The organism is Escherichia sp. E4702 (genome assembly GCF_963883545.1).
GTDB lineage: Bacteria > Pseudomonadota > Gammaproteobacteria > Enterobacterales > Enterobacteriaceae > Escherichia.
This window is the reverse complement of sequence record NZ_CAWORF010000011.1, coordinates 104,330-122,617: the sequence shown is the minus strand read 5'-3', so window position 1 is coordinate 122,617 and position 18,288 is coordinate 104,330. Positions and strand designations below refer to the sequence as shown.

Annotated in this window: 18 protein-coding genes and 1 pseudogene; 9 read left to right on the top strand and 10 right to left on the bottom strand. The window is 51.8% G+C overall.

From position 1 onward, the window contains the following. The first annotated feature begins 214 nt into the window (after window positions 1-214). A complete protein-coding gene (nudI, locus tag AACU94_RS05045) occupies window positions 215-640 on the top strand; it encodes a nucleoside triphosphatase NudI (protein ID WP_135489035.1) in 426 nt (141 codons plus the stop codon). Between the two features lie 38 nt (window positions 641-678). Here the strand turns inward: nudI and ais are convergent, their stop codons facing one another. Continuing rightward, window positions 679-1,281 (bottom strand): lipopolysaccharide core heptose(II)-phosphate phosphatase Ais, encoded by a 603-nt coding sequence (gene ais / locus AACU94_RS05040; protein WP_130217014.1) that lies wholly within the window; start codon window positions 1,279-1,281, stop codon window positions 679-681. A 319-nt stretch (window positions 1,282-1,600) separates the two neighbouring features. On the opposite strand from ais, the gene arnB reads away from it, so the two are divergent. The 7 genes from arnB to arnF are packed head-to-tail and all read left to right on the top strand — an operon-like array spanning window position 1,601 to window position 8,951. After that, window positions 1,601-2,740: a UDP-4-amino-4-deoxy-L-arabinose aminotransferase gene (gene arnB / locus AACU94_RS05035; protein WP_135489034.1), complete on the top strand. Its 1,140-nt coding sequence runs from the start codon at window positions 1,601-1,603 to the stop codon at window positions 2,738-2,740. A 3-nt stretch (window positions 2,741-2,743) separates the two neighbouring features. Beyond that, window positions 2,744-3,712 carry an undecaprenyl-phosphate 4-deoxy-4-formamido-L-arabinose transferase gene (gene arnC / locus AACU94_RS05030; RefSeq protein ID WP_130221923.1) on the top strand — a complete coding sequence of 323 codons (969 nt, stop codon included), beginning with the start codon at window positions 2,744-2,746 and terminating at the stop codon, window positions 3,710-3,712. Next, entirely contained in the window at window positions 3,712-5,694 is a 1,983-nt protein-coding gene (gene arnA / locus AACU94_RS05025) for a bifunctional UDP-4-amino-4-deoxy-L-arabinose formyltransferase/UDP-glucuronic acid oxidase ArnA (protein ID WP_130207176.1), read from the top strand. Before arnC ends, arnA begins: the two co-directional genes overlap by 1 nt. After that, complete coding sequence (arnD, locus tag AACU94_RS05020; protein ID WP_135489033.1) at window positions 5,691-6,584, top strand: 4-deoxy-4-formamido-L-arabinose-phosphoundecaprenol deformylase; 894 nt, start codon at window positions 5,691-5,693, stop codon at window positions 6,582-6,584. Before arnA ends, arnD begins: the two co-directional genes overlap by 4 nt. Beyond that, window positions 6,581-8,233 carry a lipid IV(A) 4-amino-4-deoxy-L-arabinosyltransferase gene (gene arnT / locus AACU94_RS05015; protein WP_135489032.1) on the top strand — a complete coding sequence of 551 codons (1,653 nt, stop codon included), beginning with the start codon at window positions 6,581-6,583 and terminating at the stop codon, window positions 8,231-8,233. Before arnD ends, arnT begins: the two co-directional genes overlap by 4 nt. Next, a complete protein-coding gene (gene arnE, locus AACU94_RS05010) occupies window positions 8,230-8,565 on the top strand; it encodes a 4-amino-4-deoxy-L-arabinose-phosphoundecaprenol flippase subunit ArnE (protein WP_130217002.1) in 336 nt (111 codons plus the stop codon). Before arnT ends, arnE begins: the two co-directional genes overlap by 4 nt. Next, window positions 8,565-8,951: a 4-amino-4-deoxy-L-arabinose-phosphoundecaprenol flippase subunit ArnF gene (arnF, locus tag AACU94_RS05005; RefSeq protein ID WP_130217000.1), complete on the top strand. Its 387-nt coding sequence runs from the start codon at window positions 8,565-8,567 to the stop codon at window positions 8,949-8,951. The genes arnE and arnF overlap by 1 nt, the downstream gene beginning before the upstream one ends. On the opposite strand, the gene pmrD is transcribed toward arnF, so the two are convergent. The 9 genes and pseudogenes from pmrD to AACU94_RS04960 form a co-directional block, all read right to left on the bottom strand. After that, on the bottom strand, window positions 8,945-9,211 hold the full coding sequence (pmrD, locus tag AACU94_RS05000; protein WP_135489031.1) for a signal transduction protein PmrD: 267 nt from the start codon (window positions 9,209-9,211) through the stop codon (window positions 8,945-8,947). The genes arnF and pmrD overlap by 7 nt on opposite strands. A 109-nt stretch (window positions 9,212-9,320) precedes the next feature. Next, a complete protein-coding gene (menE, locus tag AACU94_RS04995; protein WP_130216996.1) occupies window positions 9,321-10,676 on the bottom strand; it encodes an o-succinylbenzoate--CoA ligase in 1,356 nt (451 codons plus the stop codon). Continuing rightward, window positions 10,673-11,635: an o-succinylbenzoate synthase gene (gene menC / locus AACU94_RS04990; RefSeq protein ID WP_130216994.1), complete on the bottom strand. Its 963-nt coding sequence runs from the start codon at window positions 11,633-11,635 to the stop codon at window positions 10,673-10,675. The genes menE and menC overlap by 4 nt, the downstream gene beginning before the upstream one ends. Beyond that, window positions 11,635-12,492 carry a 1,4-dihydroxy-2-naphthoyl-CoA synthase gene (menB, locus tag AACU94_RS04985; protein ID WP_000639996.1) on the bottom strand — a complete coding sequence of 286 codons (858 nt, stop codon included), beginning with the start codon at window positions 12,490-12,492 and terminating at the stop codon, window positions 11,635-11,637. Before menB ends, menC begins: the two co-directional genes overlap by 1 nt. Before the next feature lie 14 nt (window positions 12,493-12,506). Further along, window positions 12,507-13,265 (bottom strand): 2-succinyl-6-hydroxy-2,4-cyclohexadiene-1-carboxylate synthase, encoded by a 759-nt coding sequence (gene menH, locus AACU94_RS04980; RefSeq protein WP_135489030.1) that lies wholly within the window; start codon window positions 13,263-13,265, stop codon window positions 12,507-12,509. Then, a pseudogene (gene menD / locus AACU94_RS04975) lies at window positions 13,262-14,931 on the bottom strand (2-succinyl-5-enolpyruvyl-6-hydroxy-3-cyclohexene-1-carboxylic-acid synthase). Before menD ends, menH begins: the two are co-directional and overlap by 4 nt. A gap of 88 nt (window positions 14,932-15,019) precedes the next feature. After that, window positions 15,020-16,315 carry an isochorismate synthase MenF gene (menF, locus tag AACU94_RS04970; RefSeq protein WP_135489029.1) on the bottom strand — a complete coding sequence of 432 codons (1,296 nt, stop codon included), beginning with the start codon at window positions 16,313-16,315 and terminating at the stop codon, window positions 15,020-15,022. Window positions 16,316-16,393: 78 nt separating this feature from the next. After that, on the bottom strand, window positions 16,394-16,699 hold the full coding sequence (gene elaB / locus AACU94_RS04965; protein ID WP_000070621.1) for a stress response protein ElaB: 306 nt from the start codon (window positions 16,697-16,699) through the stop codon (window positions 16,394-16,396). Window positions 16,700-16,753: 54 nt separating this feature from the next. Next, window positions 16,754-17,215: a GNAT family N-acetyltransferase gene (locus tag AACU94_RS04960; protein WP_135489028.1), complete on the bottom strand. Its 462-nt coding sequence runs from the start codon at window positions 17,213-17,215 to the stop codon at window positions 16,754-16,756. Between the two features lie 64 nt (window positions 17,216-17,279). Here AACU94_RS04960 and rbn point away from each other — a divergent pair, with 64 nt between their 5' ends. Continuing rightward, entirely contained in the window at window positions 17,280-18,197 is a 918-nt protein-coding gene (gene rbn, locus AACU94_RS04955) for a ribonuclease BN (protein ID WP_130207200.1), read from the top strand. Window positions 18,198-18,288 lie beyond the last annotated feature (91 nt).

The following is an 18,288-nucleotide window of genomic DNA, read 5'->3' as shown; positions in this document are numbered from 1 at the left end:
CAGAGGATTCAATGCGTGAAAAAAGCGATCTGCTAACTTATTGTAACTAAATACGTCTTTAATAATTTAACGCCGAAAAAATAAACATGATTTACGTTATAAACCAAAATAATAATCAGCGCAGTTATCATCGCAAAAGAGACTAATGTCACTTTCGCATATTTCTGAGTTGCCGTATTCTCTTAGTTTATTTTCGATTATAAGGAACATCCCTGTGCGACAACGGACTATTGTTTGCCCTTTGATTCAAAATGATGGTGCTTATCTGCTATGCAAAATGGCTGACGATCGCGGCGTTTTCCCGGGTCAATGGGCGCTTTCGGGTGGTGGCGTGGAACCTGGCGAACGTATTGAAGAAGCATTACGCCGTGAAATCAGAGAAGAGTTAGGCGGGCAACTGATTCTTACTGGCATAACTCCGTGGACTTTCAGCGATGACATTCGTACTAAGACGTATGCAGATGGTCGTAAGGAAGAGATTTATATGATTTACCTGATCTTTGACTGCGTTTCTGCCAATCGTGAAGTGAAAATAAACGAAGAGTTTCAGGAATACGCGTGGGTAAAACCAGAAGATCTGGCGCAATACGATTTAAATGTCGCTACCCAGAAAACATTACGTTTGAAGGGTCTTCTGTGATAGTGATGACAGCCATTACTGGCTGTCAGATTCAAAGATCAGTGATTGACAAATTCCCCATCCAGTAAAACTTTACCGTTTTCCACATGCATCACCAGTCCATCCAGATAATCTGGTTTAAATGTCACGTTACGTTTATCTTTCGCGATATACGTCAGACAGTGGTTGTGGGTGAAGATAACAATATTTTTATCAGGCGCTTTACTTTGTAAGTCTTTAATTGCGCTATAAATCTCATTACCACATTGTAACAGTCGTTTATCTACCGTCAGTTTTTTGCCCGCAGAAAACCAGGTTGCCGACTGAATAGTCCGAACGGTATTACTGGAATAAAGATCGAAATCAGGGATATCTGCGCTGAAGGCTTTGCCCAGTTCACGCGCATCCTGAGAGCCATTTACCGTAATACCTGTTTTGTCTGACAAGCATTGATTGGAGGAACGATCGCAGCGTTCTCCATGGCGAAACAGAACCACCACCGGATGCTGCTGCGCCAGCCTGGCCAACGTTTTATTGTCGATTCGTGGTAACCCATTGCTACTCCAGGCAGCATGACTACCCAACCCGGCAATTACAGCAAGCACCAGTAAAATGAAGATATATTTTTTAGACTTCATCGAAGTCCGACAAAAAGCTAACACTTAAGCTCCACCTATAGACACGCGTAGCCAGCTAAATGACCGTGAAAAAAATAACATTTTCATCGGAAAATAGGGGCTGGGGATAGTATTAAAACATTACGATGCACGCAAAATGCCTTAAATTTTGTCAAATGAAAAGCCCGAAAAAGATAAAAAAACGAAAAAATAATATTTAAGTACTATATTAGTTCCTTAAGGTTAAATTAATATTCTACCCTTAGAATTTTACTCCAAATGGCAAAATACATATAACGCTCCCTATAACAAATATTAGTGAATAGATGGGAAAAGTATTCAATGGCCGAAGGAATAATTAATAATGTCAGATTTTTTGCCCTTTTCACGTCCGGCAATGGGTGTGGAAGAACTCTCTGCAGTTAAAGATGTTCTCGAATCTGGATGGATCACCACAGGTCCGAAGAATCAGGCGCTTGAACAAGCCTTTTGCCAGTTGACGGGAAATCAACATGCCATCGCGGTCAGTTCAGCCACAGCCGGAATGCATATCACGCTGATGGCGCTGGAGATAGGTGCTGGCGATGAAGTGATCACGCCTTCTCTGACCTGGGTATCAACCCTCAATATGATTTCTTTGTTGGGCGCTACGCCGGTAATGGTAGATGTCGATCGCGATATGCTGATGGTCACGCCTGAAGCGATCGAAGCAGCCATTACGCCGCGTACCAAAGCCATCATTCCAGTGCATTATGCCGGTGCGCCAGCAGATATTGACGCCATTCGCGCCATTGGCGAACGTTACGGTATCGCGGTTATTGAAGATGCCGCCCATGCCGTCGGTACGTATTACAAAGGCCGACATATTGGTGCGAAAGGTACTGCTATTTTTTCGTTTCACGCCATCAAAAATATTACCTGTGCAGAAGGCGGCCTGATTGTTACTGATAATGAAAACCTCGCCCGCCAGCTACGGATGCTGAAATTTCACGGTCTGGGTGTCGATGCATATGACAGGCAAACCTGGGGCCGCGCACCGCAGGCAGAAGTATTAACGCCGGGCTATAAGTACAATCTGACCGATATTAACGCCGCAATTGCCCTGACACAGTTAGCCAAATTAGAGCAACTCAACACCCGTCGTCGGGAAATTGCCCTGCAATATCAGCAAGCACTGGCAGCTCTCCCGTTCCAGACTTTAAGCCTTCCCGCATGGCCGCACGTTCACGCCTGGCATCTGTTTATTATTCGTGTCGATGAACAACGTTGTGGTATCAGCCGCGATGCGTTGATGGAAGCGTTAAAAGAAAAAGGCATTGGCACCGGGTTACATTTCCGCGCCGCTCACACGCAAAAATATTATCACGAGCGTTTTCCCACGCTGTCGTTACCGAATACCGAATGGAACAGCGAACGCATCTGTTCGTTGCCGCTTTTTCCAGATATGACCACCGCCGATGCCGACCGCGTCATCGCTGCCCTTCAGCAACTCGCAGGACAATAAGCCATGTTTGAAATCCACCCTGTTAAGAAAGTCTCGGTGGTTATTCCCGTTTATAACGAGCAGGAAAGCTTACCGGAATTAATCAGGCGCACCACCGCAGCCTGCGAAACGCTGGGGAAAGAGTATGAGATCCTGCTGATTGATGACGGCAGTAGCGATAATTCCGCACAAATGCTCGTCGATGCCTCACAAGCAGAGGGCAGCCACATCGTGTCTATTTTGCTTAATCGTAATTACGGACAGCATTCGGCGATCATGGCAGGTTTCAGCCACGTTACCGGCGACTTAATTATCACCCTCGATGCCGATCTCCAGAATCCGCCAGAGGAGATCCCCCGTCTGGTAGAAAAAGCCGATGAAGGTTACGACGTAGTGGGTACTGTGCGCCAGAATCGCCAGGATACCTGGTTTCGTAAAACGGCATCGAAGATGATTAATCGACTTATTCAGCGCACCACCGGCAAAGCGATGGGCGACTATGGCTGTATGTTACGCGCCTATCGCCGTCATATTATCGATGCCATGTTGCACTGCCATGAACGCAGCACCTTTATCCCGATTCTGGCGAATATCTTCGCTCGCCGCGCCATTGAAATTCCGGTACATCATGCCGAGCGTGAGTATGGCGAATCTAAATACAGCTTTATGCGCCTGATTAATTTGATGTACGACCTGGTGACCTGCCTCACGACCACACCGCTACGTATGCTGAGTCTTCTCGGCAGCGTGATTGCGATTGGGGGTTTCAGCATTGCGGTACTGCTGGTGATTTTACGCCTGACCTTCGGACCACAATGGGCCGCGGAAGGCGTCTTTATGCTATTTGCCGTGCTGTTTACTTTTATTGGCGCTCAGTTTATCGGCATGGGATTGCTCGGTGAATATATTGGCAGGATCTACACCGATGTCCGCGCCCGCCCCCGCTATTTTGTTCAGCAAGTTATCCGTCCATCCAGCAAGGAAAATGAATAATGAAAACCGTCGTTTTTGCCTACCACGATATGGGATGCCTCGGTATTGAAGCCCTGCTGGCTGCCGGTTACGAAATTAGCGCCATTTTTACCCATACTGATAATCCTGGCGAAAAAGCTTTTTATGGTTCAGTCGCTCGCCTGGCGGCGGAAAGAGGCATTCCGGTTTACGCGCCGGATAACATTAATCATCCGCTGTGGGTGGAACGCATTGCCCAACTGTCACCAGAGGTGATTTTCTCTTTTTATTATCGCCATCTCATTAGCGATGAAATTTTACAGCTCGCTCCCGCAGGTGCATTTAATCTGCATGGTTCGCTGTTACCAAAATATCGTGGTCGCGCGCCGCTGAACTGGGTGCTGGTGAACGGTGAAACGGAAACGGGCGTTACATTGCACCGAATGGTTAAACGTGCCGATGCTGGGGCCATTGTTGCCCAACTGCGCGTTGCCATTGCGCCAGATGATATCGCCATTACGCTGCATCATAAATTGTGCCATGCCGCGCGTCAGTTGCTGGAACAGACGTTACCCGCCATTAAACACGGTAAGATTCTGGAAATAGCCCAACGCGAGAACGAAGCCACCTGTTTTGGTCGCAGAACACCAGAAGACAGCTTCCTCGAGTGGCACAAACCGGCAGCCGTATTGCATAACATGGTCCGCGCCGTCGCCGATCCGTGGCCGGGTGCCTTCAGCTATGTTGGTAATCAAAAATTTACCGTCTGGTCGTCACGCGTACATCCTCATACATCCGCAGCGCAGCCGGGAAGCGTGATTTCTGTTGCGCCATTGCTGATTGCCTGTGGCGATGGCGCGCTGGAAATCGTCACCGGACAGGCGGGCGACGGTATTACCATGCAAGGCTCACAATTAGCCCAGACGCTGGGGCTGGTGCAAGGTTCACGCTTGAATAGCCAGCCTGCCTGTGCCGCCCGACGCCGTACCCGGGTACTCATCCTCGGGGTAAATGGTTTTATCGGTAACCATTTGACAGAACGCCTGCTGCGCGAAGATCACTATGAAGTTTACGGTCTGGATATTGGCAGCGACGCGATAAGCCGTTTTCTGAATCATCCGCATTTTCATTTTGTTGAAGGCGATATCAGCATTCATTCCGAATGGATTGAGTATCACGTCAAAAAATGTGATGTCGTGTTGCCGCTGGTGGCGATAGCCACGCCGATTGAATATACCCGCAACCCGCTACGCGTATTTGAACTCGATTTTGAAGAGAATCTGCGCATTATCCGTTATTGCGTGAAGTACCGTAAGCGAATCATCTTCCCGTCGACTTCAGAAGTTTATGGGATGTGTAGCGATAAATACTTCGATGAGGACCATTCTAATTTAATCGTCGGCCCGGTGAATAAACCACGCTGGATTTATTCGGTGTCAAAACAATTACTTGATCGGGTCATCTGGGCCTATGGCGAAAAAGAGGGGTTGCAGTTCACCCTCTTCCGCCCGTTTAACTGGATGGGGCCACGACTGGATAACCTTAATGCGGCGCGAATTGGTAGCTCACGCGCGATTACGCAACTCATTCTCAATCTGGTGGAAGGTTCACCGATTAAGCTGATTGATGGCGGAAAACAAAAACGCTGCTTTACTGATATTCGCGATGGAATCGAAGCGTTATACCGCATTATCGAAAATGCGGGAAATCGCTGCGACGGCGAAATTATCAACATTGGCAATCCTGATAACGAAGCGAGTATTGAAGAGCTCGGCGAGATGCTGCTGGCGAGCTTCGAAAAACATCCGCTGCGCCATCACTTCCCACCGTTTGCGGGCTTTCGCGTGGTAGAAAGTAGCAGCTACTACGGCAAAGGATATCAGGACGTAGAGCATCGTAAACCGAGCATCCGCAATGCCCGCCGTTGCCTCGGCTGGGAACCGAAAATTGATATGCAGGAAACCATCGATGAAACGCTGGATTTCTTCCTGCGCACTGTCGATCTTACGGATAAGTCATCATGACCAAAGTAGGTTTACGTATTGATGTCGATACTTTTCGTGGCACCCGCGAAGGGGTGCCACGTCTGCTGGAAACCTTAAGTAAGTATAATATTCAGGCCAGCATTTTTTTCAGCGTCGGCCCGGACAATATGGGCCGCCATCTCTGGCGACTGGTGAAGCCACAGTTTTTGTGGAAGATGCTGCGCTCAAACGCGGCATCGCTTTATGGCTGGGATATTTTACTGGCAGGTACGGCATGGCCAGGAAAAGAGATTGGTCATGCCAATGCCGATATCATTTGTGAAGCGGCTAAATACCACGAAGTCGGCCTGCACGCCTGGGATCACCACGCCTGGCAAGCCCATAGCGGCAACTGGGATCGGCAAACGATGGTCGACGATATTGCACGCGGCCTTCGCACCCTGGAAGAGATTATCGGCCAACCGATAACCTGCTCCGCTGCCGCTGGCTGGCGTGCCGACCAACAGGTGATCGAAGCAAAAGAAGCGTTCCATTTGCGCTACAACAGCGATTGTCGTGGGGCCATGCCGTTTCGTCCCTTGCTCGAATCAGGAAAACCTGGCACTGCACAAATTCCAGTGACATTACCTACCTGGGATGAAGTGATTGGCCGGGATGTGAAAGCGCAAGATTTTAACGGCTGGCTACTCAACCGCATCCTGCGAGATAAAGGGACGCCGGTTTATACCATCCATGCTGAAGTTGAAGGTTGTGCTTATCATCCTGATTTTGTTGATCTCCTGAAGCGTGCCGCCCGTGAAGGCATTACGTTTTGTCCATTAGGCGAGCTGCTGCCGGAGACGTTGCCGCTCGGACATGTGGTGCGTGGAAGAATCGCTGGACGTGAAGGCTGGCTGGGTTGCCAACAAGTTGCGGGAACTCGTCCATGAAATCCATTCGCTATTACGCAGTATTCTTTGCGTTTATTACCGTCTATTATCTCTTGCCGATTAATTATCGCCTGCTCTGGCAACCTGATGAAACGCGTTATGCGGAAATCAGTCGGGAAATGCTGGCTTCCGGCGACTGGATTGTGCCCCATCTGTTAGGGCTACGTTATTTCGAAAAACCGATTGCCGGATACTGGATTAACAGTATTGGGCAGTGGCTGTTTGGCGCGAATAACTTTGGTGTGCGAGCAGGTGTTATCTTTGCGACCCTGTTAACCGCCGCGCTGGTGGTCTGGTTTACTCTGCGCTTATGGCGCGATAAACGTCTGGCACTACTCGCCGCCGTGATTTATCTCTCGCTGTTTATTGTCTACGCCATCGGCACTTACGCCGTGCTCGATCCGTTTATTGCATTCTGGCTGGTGGCGGGAATGTGTAGCTTCTGGTTGGCAATGGATGCGCAAACCTGGAAAGGCAAAAGCGCGGGATTTTTACTGCTGGGAATCACCTGCGGTATGGGGGTAATGACCAAAGGTTTTCTCGCCCTCGCCGTGCCGGTATTCAGCGTGCTGCCGTGGGTGGCGACGCAAAAACGATGGAAAGATTTCTTTATTTACGGCTGGCTGGCAATCATCAGTTGTGTACTGACGGTTCTCCCCTGGGGGTTAGCAATAGCGCAACGGGAGCCTGACTTCTGGCATTATTTTTTCTGGGTTGAGCATATTCAACGCTTTGCGATGGCTGATGCCCAACATAAAGCCCCGTTCTGGTACTACTTGCCTGTCATCATTGTCGGTAGCCTGCCGTGGCTGGGATTACTCCCCGGTGCGCTGCGTTCTGGCTGGAAAAACCGCAACCATTCCGCAACCGTCTATTTGTTGAGCTGGACGGTGATGCCACTGCTGTTTTTCTCCGTCGCTAAAGGCAAGCTGCCGACCTATATTCTTTCCTGCTTTGCGCCTCTGGCAATACTGGTGGCGTATTACGCGTTGCAGGCAGCAAAAAATAATCCTCTGGCGCTGCGGATTAATGGCTGGATCAATATCGCATTTGGCGTCACTGGCATTATTGCCACGTTTGTAGTCTCTCCCTGGGGACCAATGAGTACGCCAGTCTGGCAAACTTTCGAAATCTATAAAGTCTTTTGCGCATGGTCGATTTTTTCGCTATGGGCATTTTTCGGCTGGTACACATTAACGAACATTGAAAAAAACTGGCCTTTTGCGGCACTTTGCCCGTTGGGGCTGGCGTTGCTCGTGGGAATTGCGATTCCTGACAGAATTATGGAAGGCAAACATCCGCAATTTTTTGTCGAGATGACGCAAGAATCACTTCAGCCGAGCCGCTATATTCTTACTGATAGCGTCGGCGTTGCCGCAGGTCTGGCATGGAGTCTGCAACGCAATGACATCATCATGTATCGTCAGACGGGTGAGTTGAAATATGGCCTTAACTACCCGGATGCGAAAGGCAGATTTGTCAGCGGTGATGATTTCGCCAACTGGCTTAATAAGCATCGTCAGGAGGGGATTATTACTCTCGTACTTTCGGTTGACCACGATGAAGACATTAACAGTCTCCCCATTCCACCTGCAGACGCCACCGATCATCAGGGACGTCTGGTGCTCTTTCAGTATCGGCCTAAATGATCTGGCTGATATTAGTGTTTGCCAGCTTGCTTAGTGTTGCCGGGCAAATCTGCCAGAAACAGGCGACGAGCTTTGTGGCGATAAACAAACGGCGTAAACATATCGCGCTGTGGCTGGGGCTGGCATTGGTTTGTCTGGGGCTGGCAATGCTGCTCTGGCTGCTGGTATTGCAGAACGTACCGGTAGGCATTGCTTACCCAATGTTGAGTCTGAATTTTGTCTGGGTGACGCTGGCAGCAGTAAAACTGTGGCATGAACCCGTGTCTTTTCGTCACTGGTGTGGGGTGGCCTTCATTATTGGTGGCATTGTGATTTTGGGGAGCACGGTGTAATGGGCCTGATGTGGGGATTATTCAGCGTCATTATTGCTTCTGCTGCGCAATTAAGCCTGGGTTTTGCGGCAAGTCATCTACCACCGATGACGCAGTTGTGGGATTTTATCGCTGCGCTTTTGGCTTTTGGCCTGGATGTCCGGATGCTGTTGATCGGGCTACTGGGTTATCTGCTTTCCGTTTTTTGTTGGTACAAAACACTTCATCAACTCACACTCAGCAAAGCCTATACTTTGCTGAGTGTGAGTTATGTACTGGTATGGATTGCATCAATAGTACTTCCCGGCTGGGAAGGGACTTTTTCTGTGAAGGCACTGCTTGGAGTGGCCTGTATTATGGGTGGATTAACGCTGATTTTCCTGCCAGTTCGAAATAAAAATCACTGACGATTTCTGGCCATTTTGCGTACATTCTCCCACTCTTCGCCACTGTAGCTTCGGGCATCAATAACTTTAATTGTGCGTTGGGTATCCCGGTTAATACAGTACATAGCATCCTGTAGCGGTGAGAGTAAATCGCCAGGCTGAACAATGACATCATTGCACACTTCGGCAATCATTTTGAGAGCACCACTGGTATCACTAAGGACCAATACATGACGATTTTTCGCCACGCCGCAACACGTCTTTTTTACTAACCACTCCATTGTACCTCCCTGTCAGATAAGAATTTTCACATTAATTTACAGATTAACAGATAAACTCATTATCAATGGCAATGGAATGGTAAAAATGAGAAGTGAAACGGATGGTTAATTATTGCAGGCGTTGCACCCACTCTTTTAGCGCCTGACGTGAAATCTTAATGCCTCCGTTTTTCAATTCAGGCGGAAGCGTCAGCCAACGCACCGGTTGTTGAAAACGGGCCAACTTGTCTTTCACCCATTCGCTAAGATCAACGGTTTCGTGGTCATACTCCACCACCGCTACCGGTCGATGACCAAACTCCTTGTCAGTAACGGGGACGATAAACACCTGCAAAACCGCAGGATGCGCGGCAATCACACGTTCGACTTCTTCTGGCTGAATGCCTTCGCCACCACTGAAGAACAGATTGTCTAAACGTCCGACAATGGTCAGCTTGCCATTATGCATCTCACCGCGATCGCGCGTGGCGTACCAGCCTTCATCATTAACCAGCGGCACCAGTTGCCCGTTACGCCAGTAACCTTCTGCCATACTGGCAGCCCGCAGCCACACTTCATCGTTAACGATTTTTACTTGCCGCCCCGGCAGAGGCGAACCGACGTCAGCCAGGCCGTCCGCTTCTTTCGCGCAAACCGTGGAAGCGAACTCCGTCAGACCATAGCCACAAAAGCAACGAATCCCCTGTTCGCGCGCCTGTTCCGTCAACTCGACCGGGATCGCCGCGCCGCCGAGTAACACCGCTTTCAGGGAAACGGAACTGCGGTTAACCAGCAAACGCCAGAGCTGTGTTGGCACCAGTGAAGCGTGAGTACAGCCTGCCAGCATTTGCTCCAATGGCTGTTTATCACGTACCGTCATCCGCGCACCAGCGTATAACCAGCGCCACATAATTCCCTGACCAGAGACGTGAAACAACGGCAAAGAGAGCAGCCAGTCATCATGCTCGCCAAACTGAATCAGCGATAACACCCCTTCGGCACTGGCAAGATGGGCCTGATAAGTATGAACTGCGGCTTTCGGCAAGCCAGTGGAGCCAGAGGTTAACGTCATTGAGCACAGACGCGTCGGCTGCCACGCAGCGGCATGTGCGCCTTCAACCAGCTGAATATGCAGCGACGTTAACGCCGGAAACGTGTTTTCCCCTTCCGGCACCAGCGCAAATTGCAGAGTGAGATTTGGCAGCAATTCTTCAAGCAACGGTTGCGGCAGTTGTGGATTCACGGGCAACACCCGCGCTCCACATTGCAGTAACGCCAGCCAGGCTAGCAGCGTTTGCGGCGTATTCCACGCCCGCAACATTACGCCGCTGCCCGCAACCACCCCCTGCGCAGCAAAACCGGAGGCTAATTCATCGACGCGAGCACAAAGCTCGCACCAGTTGAGTGGCTCGTCATTAAGACGTAAGGCAATGGCTTCTCCCCGCACCTGCCGCCAGTGACGCCACGGCCAGTCAGAGAAGATCATAACAGCCGCTCCAGTGCATCAACTTCCACTAATGGCAGCGGGCTACCCGGCCAGCGACGAACCTGCTGCGCCTGCATCAGATCCAGCGTATCCAGCCCCGGAATGGTGTCTGGCGTTAACCAGGCAGCAATCCGCGCCAGTTGCGTTAAGCCTAAGCTCGACTCGATGGAAGAACTGATCACTGCCGTCAGCCCCAGCGCGTGCGCCGCCTGCACCTGCTCGCGGACTTTCTCCAGGCTGCCCGTGAGCGTGGGTTTGATCACCACCGCTCGCACGCCCTCTTCCGCCACAAAGGCAAAATCCGGCTCGCGCAGGCTTTCATCCCAGGCAATGGCAATGCCGGTTTCGCGGGCAAACGCACGCGAATCATCGCGGGTTTTGCACGGTTCTTCGAGAAACGCGATGCGGTGGCGATAATCCGGGTTAACGTATTTGGCAAACTGCTGGCCTTTCAGCGGCGTCCAGGCGCGGTTCGCGTCAAGACGCAAATGCAGATCCGGAATTGCCTCCAGCAAAAGATTGACCACCATGCCGTCGCGCACGGCTTCGTACAATCCCACTTTGACCTTCGCCACTTTCTCGCCAGGCATATCGGCAAGTTTGAGGATCAGATCGTCCGGATCGCCATTACACAACGGTGCAGCACGGTAATTGGCCGCCTGCGGGAGCGTATCTGCCAGTTCAGCCAGCGCGCAGCTCACGCCAAAGGCGACGGAAGGCGTCTGTGGTAGCTCGCAATCACCTGCCAGCCAGTCATTTACCCAGGCAAGCAGCACACTTTGCGCCTCTTCCCAGGTTTCCTGACTGAAGCCCGGCAGTGGGGAGATCTCCCCCCACCCTTCACGCTCGCCCTCACGCAGGCAAACATACAGCCCGTCGCGGGTTTTTAACCGCCTGTCGCGCAGAACCACCCCCGCGTCCATGGGGATCTGCCAGCGGTATACCTGCGCGCTACGCATTACGGATTCCGTTTAAATTTGCTGAAATCAGGCTGACGTTTCTGGTTGAAAGCGTTGCGACCTTCCTGACCTTCTTCCGTCATGTAGAACAGCATGGTGGCGTTACCCGCCAGTTCCTGCAGACCTGCCTGACCGTCACAGTCGGCGTTCAGCGCAGCTTTCAGGCAACGCAGCGCCATCGGGCTGTTTTGCAGCATTTCGCGGCACCAGCGGACGGTCTCTTTTTCCAGATCGGCCAGCGGCACCACGGTGTTCACAAGGCCCATATCCAGCGCCTGTTTTGCATCGTACTGACGGCACAGGAACCAGATTTCACGCGCTTTTTTCTGCCCGACGATGCGAGCCATATAGGAAGCTCCCCAGCCGCCGTCGAAGGAACCGACTTTCGGGCCAGTCTGACCGAAGATGGCATTATCTGCCGCGATAGTCAGGTCGCACATCATGTGCAGAACATGACCGCCGCCGATGGAGTAGCCAGCCACCATCGCGACGACCGGTTTCGGGCAGGTACGGATCTGACGCTGGAAGTCCAGCACGTTGAGGTGATGTACGCCGGAATCATCTTTATAACCGCCGTAGTCGCCACGTACTTTCTGGTCACCGCCGGAGCAGAACGCTTTATCGCCCGCGCCAGTCAGAATGATCACGCCGATGTTGTCGTCATAACGGGCATCTGCCAGCGCCTGGATCATCTCTTTTACCGTCAGAGGACGGAAGGCATTGCGCACCTGCGGACGATTAATGGTGATTTTTGCGATACCGTCGGTGGATTTTTCATAACGAATGTCCTCGAAACCTTCGGAGCAGTCGTGCCATTCAACCGGTGCGTAAAGCATTGCTTCATCAGGATAAATCATATTGTGTCCTTTAGTCAGAAACGCAAGATCTGCGCCAGACTTGCGATTACGCCAGCGGGATTTTCCCGATGCGCGTTATGTCCGGCGCGAGGAATGACATGGCATTCGGCAGCCAGTTCCGCCGCCAGGGCGCGGAATTTGCTGTCACGTTCACCACATAAATAATAAAACGCAAATGTGCGGGCGCTAAGGTTAGCACGTAAATCGGGCTGGACGGCGAGAGAAGTGGCCTCCAGCATCGCGGCAAGGGTTGCGCCATTATTGTTGCTGCGCAGCGCCACCAGCTCCCGGCGTTGATCATCATTGAGCGAGGCAAAAACAGGCTGTTGGTACCAGTCGGTAAACACCGCCGTTAATGGTTCTGTGCGAAAACGCTGCGCCCAGCGATGATCGGAAAGCTGACGTTCCGTGCGTTGTTCAGCATGTTGCAGCCCGGGATGCCCACCTTCGACAATCACGCCACAAAGCCCCGCCATCTCCTGACAAGCCGCCATCATCGCCACCCGTCCGCCGAGCGAGTACCCCACCAGCCAGAAGTTTAGGATGTTGTAACTAACAAGGGTTTTACGCAGTACGTCGGTGACATCATCAAATCCATCGACGCTAATTGCCGCCGAACCACCGTGACCTGGCAGATCAACATACAACCGCGAGTAGTCGGCAAACGCCTCGCCGACTTCTTGCCATTCATGGCAATCGCCGGAGAAACCATGCAAAAACACCAGCCAGGGTAAACCTGGCTTGCCGTGTTTTGCCTGTGCGTGCAGGATCATAAATGGCTTACCTGCGCCAGCAGTTGCTGGAGGGTTTGCGCGCCGTCGGTGTCGTTAACCACCATTTCAATTACCGTGGTGGTCGGAGTGCACCAGGCGTCGGCAAGTGCCGTTTCAAGTTCCTGCCAGTTTTGCGGACGATGATATTTCAGCTCAAACATCGCGGCAGCGTGCTCAAAATGGACGTTTTGCGGCATCAGATAGAAACGCTCGCGCTCGCTTTTCGGCGTCGGCAACAGCGAGAAAATTTGTCCGCCGTTGTTGTTCACCACAATTAATACCAGCGGCGCGGAAACCTGACGCAATAGCGCCAGCGCGTTGAGATCGTAAAGAGCAGAGAGATCGCCCACAATCGCCAGCGTCGGTTTACCACTGGCCCGCTGAACGCCTGCGGCGGTAGAGAGCAGCCCATCAATTCCGCTGGCCCCACGGTTGCTGTACACCGGATAGCCTGCCGGAAGTTGCGAGAGAGCATCGATCAAACGTACCACCAGGCTGTTACCGACAAACAGTTGCCCCTGTTCAGGCAAATAGTCTCTGATGCGGTGCGCCAGTTGTGCTTCGCCAAACGCATCACGACGGGCAACAACTGCCTGCATTGCCTGTTCAGCCAGACGCGGGATCTCCACGCACCAGGCTGACGTTTTTCAGCCGGATGCAACTCCAGCCAGTCGGCAATATTGGCGACCAGGCGACGTCCACGGTGGTGTGCCGGGTCAAGCTGCCCTTCGATGTTATCAACAATCCAGTACTCTTCTGGCTCACAGCTCGCCTGCCATTGCAGTAACCGTTTGCCAGTCAGGCTGCTCCCCAGTTGCACGACAATCTGCGCCTGCTGTAACTCACTCACCGCTTTGGCATTGCCTAACCAGAGATCGGCACACGGCAGCGGCTGCCCGGTTTGCGACAGCACGTCGCCAATCAGCGGCCAGCCAAGAGTTTGCGCCCACAATGCAACTTTTTTGCCCTCTTCCGCACTCATGCGCCCGGCAACCACCACGCCGCGCTTTTGCCGCCAGAAGAACCAGTCGCGCTGTTTTTCGCTCTCAAGACGAGGCGCTTCACGCAGCCACGGTTTGTCGCCCTGCCACCAGTCGCCAAGACGTTGTTGCCAGCTAAGTCCGGTATCGTCCATCTCGCCATAAAGCGGTTCGGCAAACGGGCAGTTGATATGGACTCCACCCGCATGCAGCGGGCCTAAAGCGTGGTCGATAGTAGAAACCAGCCAACGGGCGGGAATATCCTGAGTCGGGCGCGGTAGTGAAATGCTATGCGTAGGATGAGAGGCGAACATACCCGGCTGACGAATTGCCTGATTCGCGCCGCAGTCAATCAGTTCCGGAGGACGATCGGCGGTTAACAGGATCAGTTTTTCTCCGGTTAACCCAGCTTCAATCAGTGCCGGATAGAGATTCGCTACCGCCGTGCCGGAAGTCACTATCACCGCCACTGGCTGTTTGCTGACCTTTGCCAGTCCCAGCGCCAGATGCCCCAGCCCACGCTCATCAAAATGAGTGTGATGAATGAATGCGGAATTTTCCGCCGCCGCCAGAGTTAATGGCGTAGAACGAGAGCCAGGGGCGATGCAGACGTGTCTGACGCCGTGACGTGTTAATGCTTCCAGAATGACCGCCGCCCAGCGTCGGTTAAATGCGCTTACTGACATGAGTTTGTCCGGTATCAATATTGCGGCTAAGTATAAGGAGCTACAAAAATAGATTATTGATATGAATCGGTAATGATGCGACTCATTACTATTCCAATTGTAATAAAGTGCGCAGTCCTGCCGCTTTGTTGTCGATTTCCTGCCACTCCAGTTCGGGGTCTGAGCCTCGGACAATACCCGCTCCGGCATACAATCGCACGACATTGCCACTGATTTTCGCCGAGCGCAGGGAAACGCAGAATTCGCTTTGTTGCAATGAGAGATAGCCCGCAGACCCCGCATACCATTCACGGGTAAACGGTTCGTGCCGGGCGATGAACTGCCGTGCCAAATCGCGCGGTAAACCAGCCACCGCTGCCGTTGGCTGCAACTGATGCAGACAAACCACATCATCTGCCGTATTAAGCGAGGTCCAGATACAGCGACGCAGATGCTGCACTTTACGCAGACGAAGCACCTGTGGCGGTAAAACATCCAGCGCCTGGGTATCTGCCTGTAATCGCTGGCAGATATCTTCCACCACCAGCATATTCTCGCGCTGGTTTTTATCATCCGCCATCAGCCACTCACCCAGTTGCTGCGCCTGTTTATCATCAGGATGATTCGCTACCGTTCCCGCCAGTGCTTCAGTACGCAACGCTTTGTCACGCCGCCGCCAAAGCCGCTCAGGAGATGAACCCAGGAACGCACTTTCGCCATCAAAGGCCATGTAGAAATGGTAGCAGTTCAGGTTCAACCGACGGCTGGCAGCCATCATTGCCGCCGCGTTAACTGAATCGGAGAAATGCAGATCGGTCGCCCGCGCCAACACCACTTTATCCAGTTCACCTTCAGCAATGGTGTCGGTCGCCAGTTTAATTAACCCCGTCCAGGCTGGTTTGTCCGGCCAGTGATTTTCTTGGGTGATGGTTAAATGCAGAGCTGGCAACGGTTTAATGTTTGCCAGAGCCGCAATGAATTCCTTTGCCTGATGTGCGTCGTGCTGAAGGGAGTTTTCGCTGAAAAGGGTCAGTCGAAGGGTCGCTTTGCCTGCACAGCGTCGCCATTCCAACCGCGGGAGGAGTAAATTGCCCTGGGAAGGGTCAAACGCATTCAGCCCCCAGATACGTAAGTCGGTGTGATCCGGGTATTGTCGGAGAAAACGCTGCGCCTGCGCCAGCGACGAAAAGCTGGCTATTGTACCCAGTACGGCAGCCTCTTCATCACCATTGCGTTGTTGCCAGTAAAATTGCGGATACATTTTCTGGCTGGCCAGCCAGCTTAAGGCATCAAAGGCGTCATTTAATGGGAAAGGAACATCAAAAACCCGAATGCCGGGCGTCGCTGGAAACTCTTGCGACAGATGGCGCAATAGATTTTCCAGCGCCGTAGTGAGTGATTGCACGCGGACCTCTCCCTGTTAAAAGCCTCACATTATACGGGGTACTGCAAAAAAAATGCAGTACCCCAGTGTAGGGAGGTTTTAACGGCGTGCCAGCAACAGTCCTAATACCAAACCAACCGCAGCGCCAACGCCAATCCCCTGCCACGGTTTTTCATGAACGTAGTCGTCGGCACGATAAACCGCTTGCTTCGCCCGATAGTAATAGCTGTCTGAAGCCTGACTGACTCTTTTTTTCACATCATCCAGCGCCTTCTCTGCTCGCGCCTTCAGCTCAACATATTTCTGATCGGCGGGATCGCCAGAGGAGCGCAGCACTTCTTCCAGCGTTTCACTCAGCAACGTCAGGTCGTCATCGATGCGTGTATCACCAAATTGATTAGACATTCTCGTTCTCCATTTGCTTAAAACCTGCCACTAACTATAGACAACGGTTATCAATTACGCCTGAATGACTTCGCGCGCCATCCCGATGTGGGGAATACCATCTTCCTCGTAAATGTCGGTCACAGGGATAAAGCCAAAACTGCGGTAAAAGTTTTGTAAGTGCGCCTGCGCTCCCAGATAAATCGCCTTGTCCGGCCAGTGGCGCGTACATGATTCCAGCGACTTACTCATCAGTTGCTGCCCCACTTTTTCGCCCCGCAACGCTTCGCCGACAATCACCCGACCAATCACCACCGGTTCGAGATCATCATCACTTTTCAGAATCCTCGCATACGCTGCTAGTTTTCCGTTTTGCCAGCCGAGAATATGACGATTTTCACCTACCAGATCGTCACCATCGACATCCTGATAAGGACAGTTTTGTTCGACAACGAATACCGCACAACGCAGTTGTAATAAGGCATAAAGCTGAGAAACCGATAATTCAGAGTGATGAAGATCCTGCCAGTCGATCATGATGCGCTCCTTTTGGTTGTATGCCTTATACTAGCCGGATTATTTTTAGAAATGTGATGGTCTTATGGAATTAATTTTCTTAGGTACTTCGGCGGGAGTTCCAACCCGGGCGCGTAATGTCACGGCGATATTGCTCAATCTGCAACATCCGACCCAGGCCGGACTTTGGTTATTTGACTGTGGCGAAGGCACTCAACACCAAATGCTGCACACGGTGTTTAATCCCGGCAAACTGGACAGGATTTTTATTAGCCATCTTCACGGCGATCATCTTTTCGGTCTGCCCGGTTTGCTGTGCAGTCGTTCCATGTCAGGCATTGTGCAACCCTTAACCATTTATGGTCCGAAAGGTATCCGTGAATTTGTTGAGACAGCGTTACGTATTAGTGGCTCGTGGACCGATTATCCACTGGAGATTATTGAAATTAGCGCAGGCGAAATACTTGATGATGGCTTGCGTAAAGTGACAGCTTATCCGATGGAACATCCGCTGGAATGTTACGGCTATCGCGTAGAAGAACATGATAAGCCTGGTGCGCTGAATGCTCAGGCATTAAAGGCCGCGGGCGTACCGCCTGGCCCATTGTTTCAGGATTTGAAAGCCGGAAAAACTGTCACATTGGAAGATGGTCGGCAGATTAACGGCGCTGATTACTTAGCCGCGCCTACACCAGGAAAAGCGATCGCCATTTTCGGCGATACGGGTCCTTGCGATGCCGCGCTGGCGCTGGCTAAAGGTGTCGACGTAATGGTTCACGAAGCGACTCTGGATTTGGCGATGGAGGCCAAAGCCAACAGCCGCGGCCACAGCTCCACACGCCAGGCGGCGGCACTGGCCCGTGAAGCTGGTGTCGGTAAGCTAATTATTACCCATGTTAGTTCACGCTATGATGATAAAGGCTGTCAGCACTTGTTACACGAGTGCCGGACGATTTTCCCGGCAACTGAACTGGCGAGCGATTTCGCGGTGTTTAGCATTTAAGTCGAAAGCGATGGTAAGTTGGCTGATTAATTTAATGATGCCAACGCACTTATTTTTCATCTGTTTGCCGAATACGCTTGATGTCGATATC

What these genes read in the sequence shown, in the direction of transcription:
- arnB (WP_135489034.1), top strand. Translation starts at nt 1,601, where the DNA reads ATGTCAGATTTTTTGCCCTTTTCACGTCCGGCAATGGGTGTGGAAGAA.
- arnC (WP_130221923.1), top strand. Translation starts at nt 2,744, where the DNA reads ATGTTTGAAATCCACCCTGTTAAGAAAGTCTCGGTGGTTATTCCCGTT.
- arnA (WP_130207176.1), top strand. Translation starts at nt 3,712, where the DNA reads ATGAAAACCGTCGTTTTTGCCTACCACGATATGGGATGCCTCGGTATT.
- arnD (WP_135489033.1), top strand. Translation starts at nt 5,691, where the DNA reads ATGACCAAAGTAGGTTTACGTATTGATGTCGATACTTTTCGTGGCACC.
- arnT (WP_135489032.1), top strand. Translation starts at nt 6,581, where the DNA reads ATGAAATCCATTCGCTATTACGCAGTATTCTTTGCGTTTATTACCGTC.
- arnE (WP_130217002.1), top strand. Translation starts at nt 8,230, where the DNA reads ATGATCTGGCTGATATTAGTGTTTGCCAGCTTGCTTAGTGTTGCCGGG.
- arnF (WP_130217000.1), top strand. Translation starts at nt 8,565, where the DNA reads ATGGGCCTGATGTGGGGATTATTCAGCGTCATTATTGCTTCTGCTGCG.
- pmrD (WP_135489031.1), bottom strand. Translation starts at nt 9,211, where the DNA reads ATGGAGTGGTTAGTAAAAAAGACGTGTTGCGGCGTGGCGAAAAATCGT.
- menE (WP_130216996.1), bottom strand. Translation starts at nt 10,676, where the DNA reads ATGATCTTCTCTGACTGGCCGTGGCGTCACTGGCGGCAGGTGCGGGGA.
- menC (WP_130216994.1), bottom strand. Translation starts at nt 11,635, where the DNA reads ATGCGTAGCGCGCAGGTATACCGCTGGCAGATCCCCATGGACGCGGGG.
- menB (WP_000639996.1), bottom strand. Translation starts at nt 12,492, where the DNA reads ATGATTTATCCTGATGAAGCAATGCTTTACGCACCGGTTGAATGGCAC.
- menH (WP_135489030.1), bottom strand. Translation starts at nt 13,265, where the DNA reads ATGATCCTGCACGCACAGGCAAAACACGGCAAGCCAGGTTTACCCTGG.
- elaB (WP_000070621.1), bottom strand. Translation starts at nt 16,699, where the DNA reads ATGTCTAATCAATTTGGTGATACACGCATCGATGACGACCTGACGTTG.
- AACU94_RS04960 (WP_135489028.1), bottom strand. Translation starts at nt 17,215, where the DNA reads ATGATCGACTGGCAGGATCTTCATCACTCTGAATTATCGGTTTCTCAG.
- rbn (WP_130207200.1), top strand. Translation starts at nt 17,280, where the DNA reads ATGGAATTAATTTTCTTAGGTACTTCGGCGGGAGTTCCAACCCGGGCG.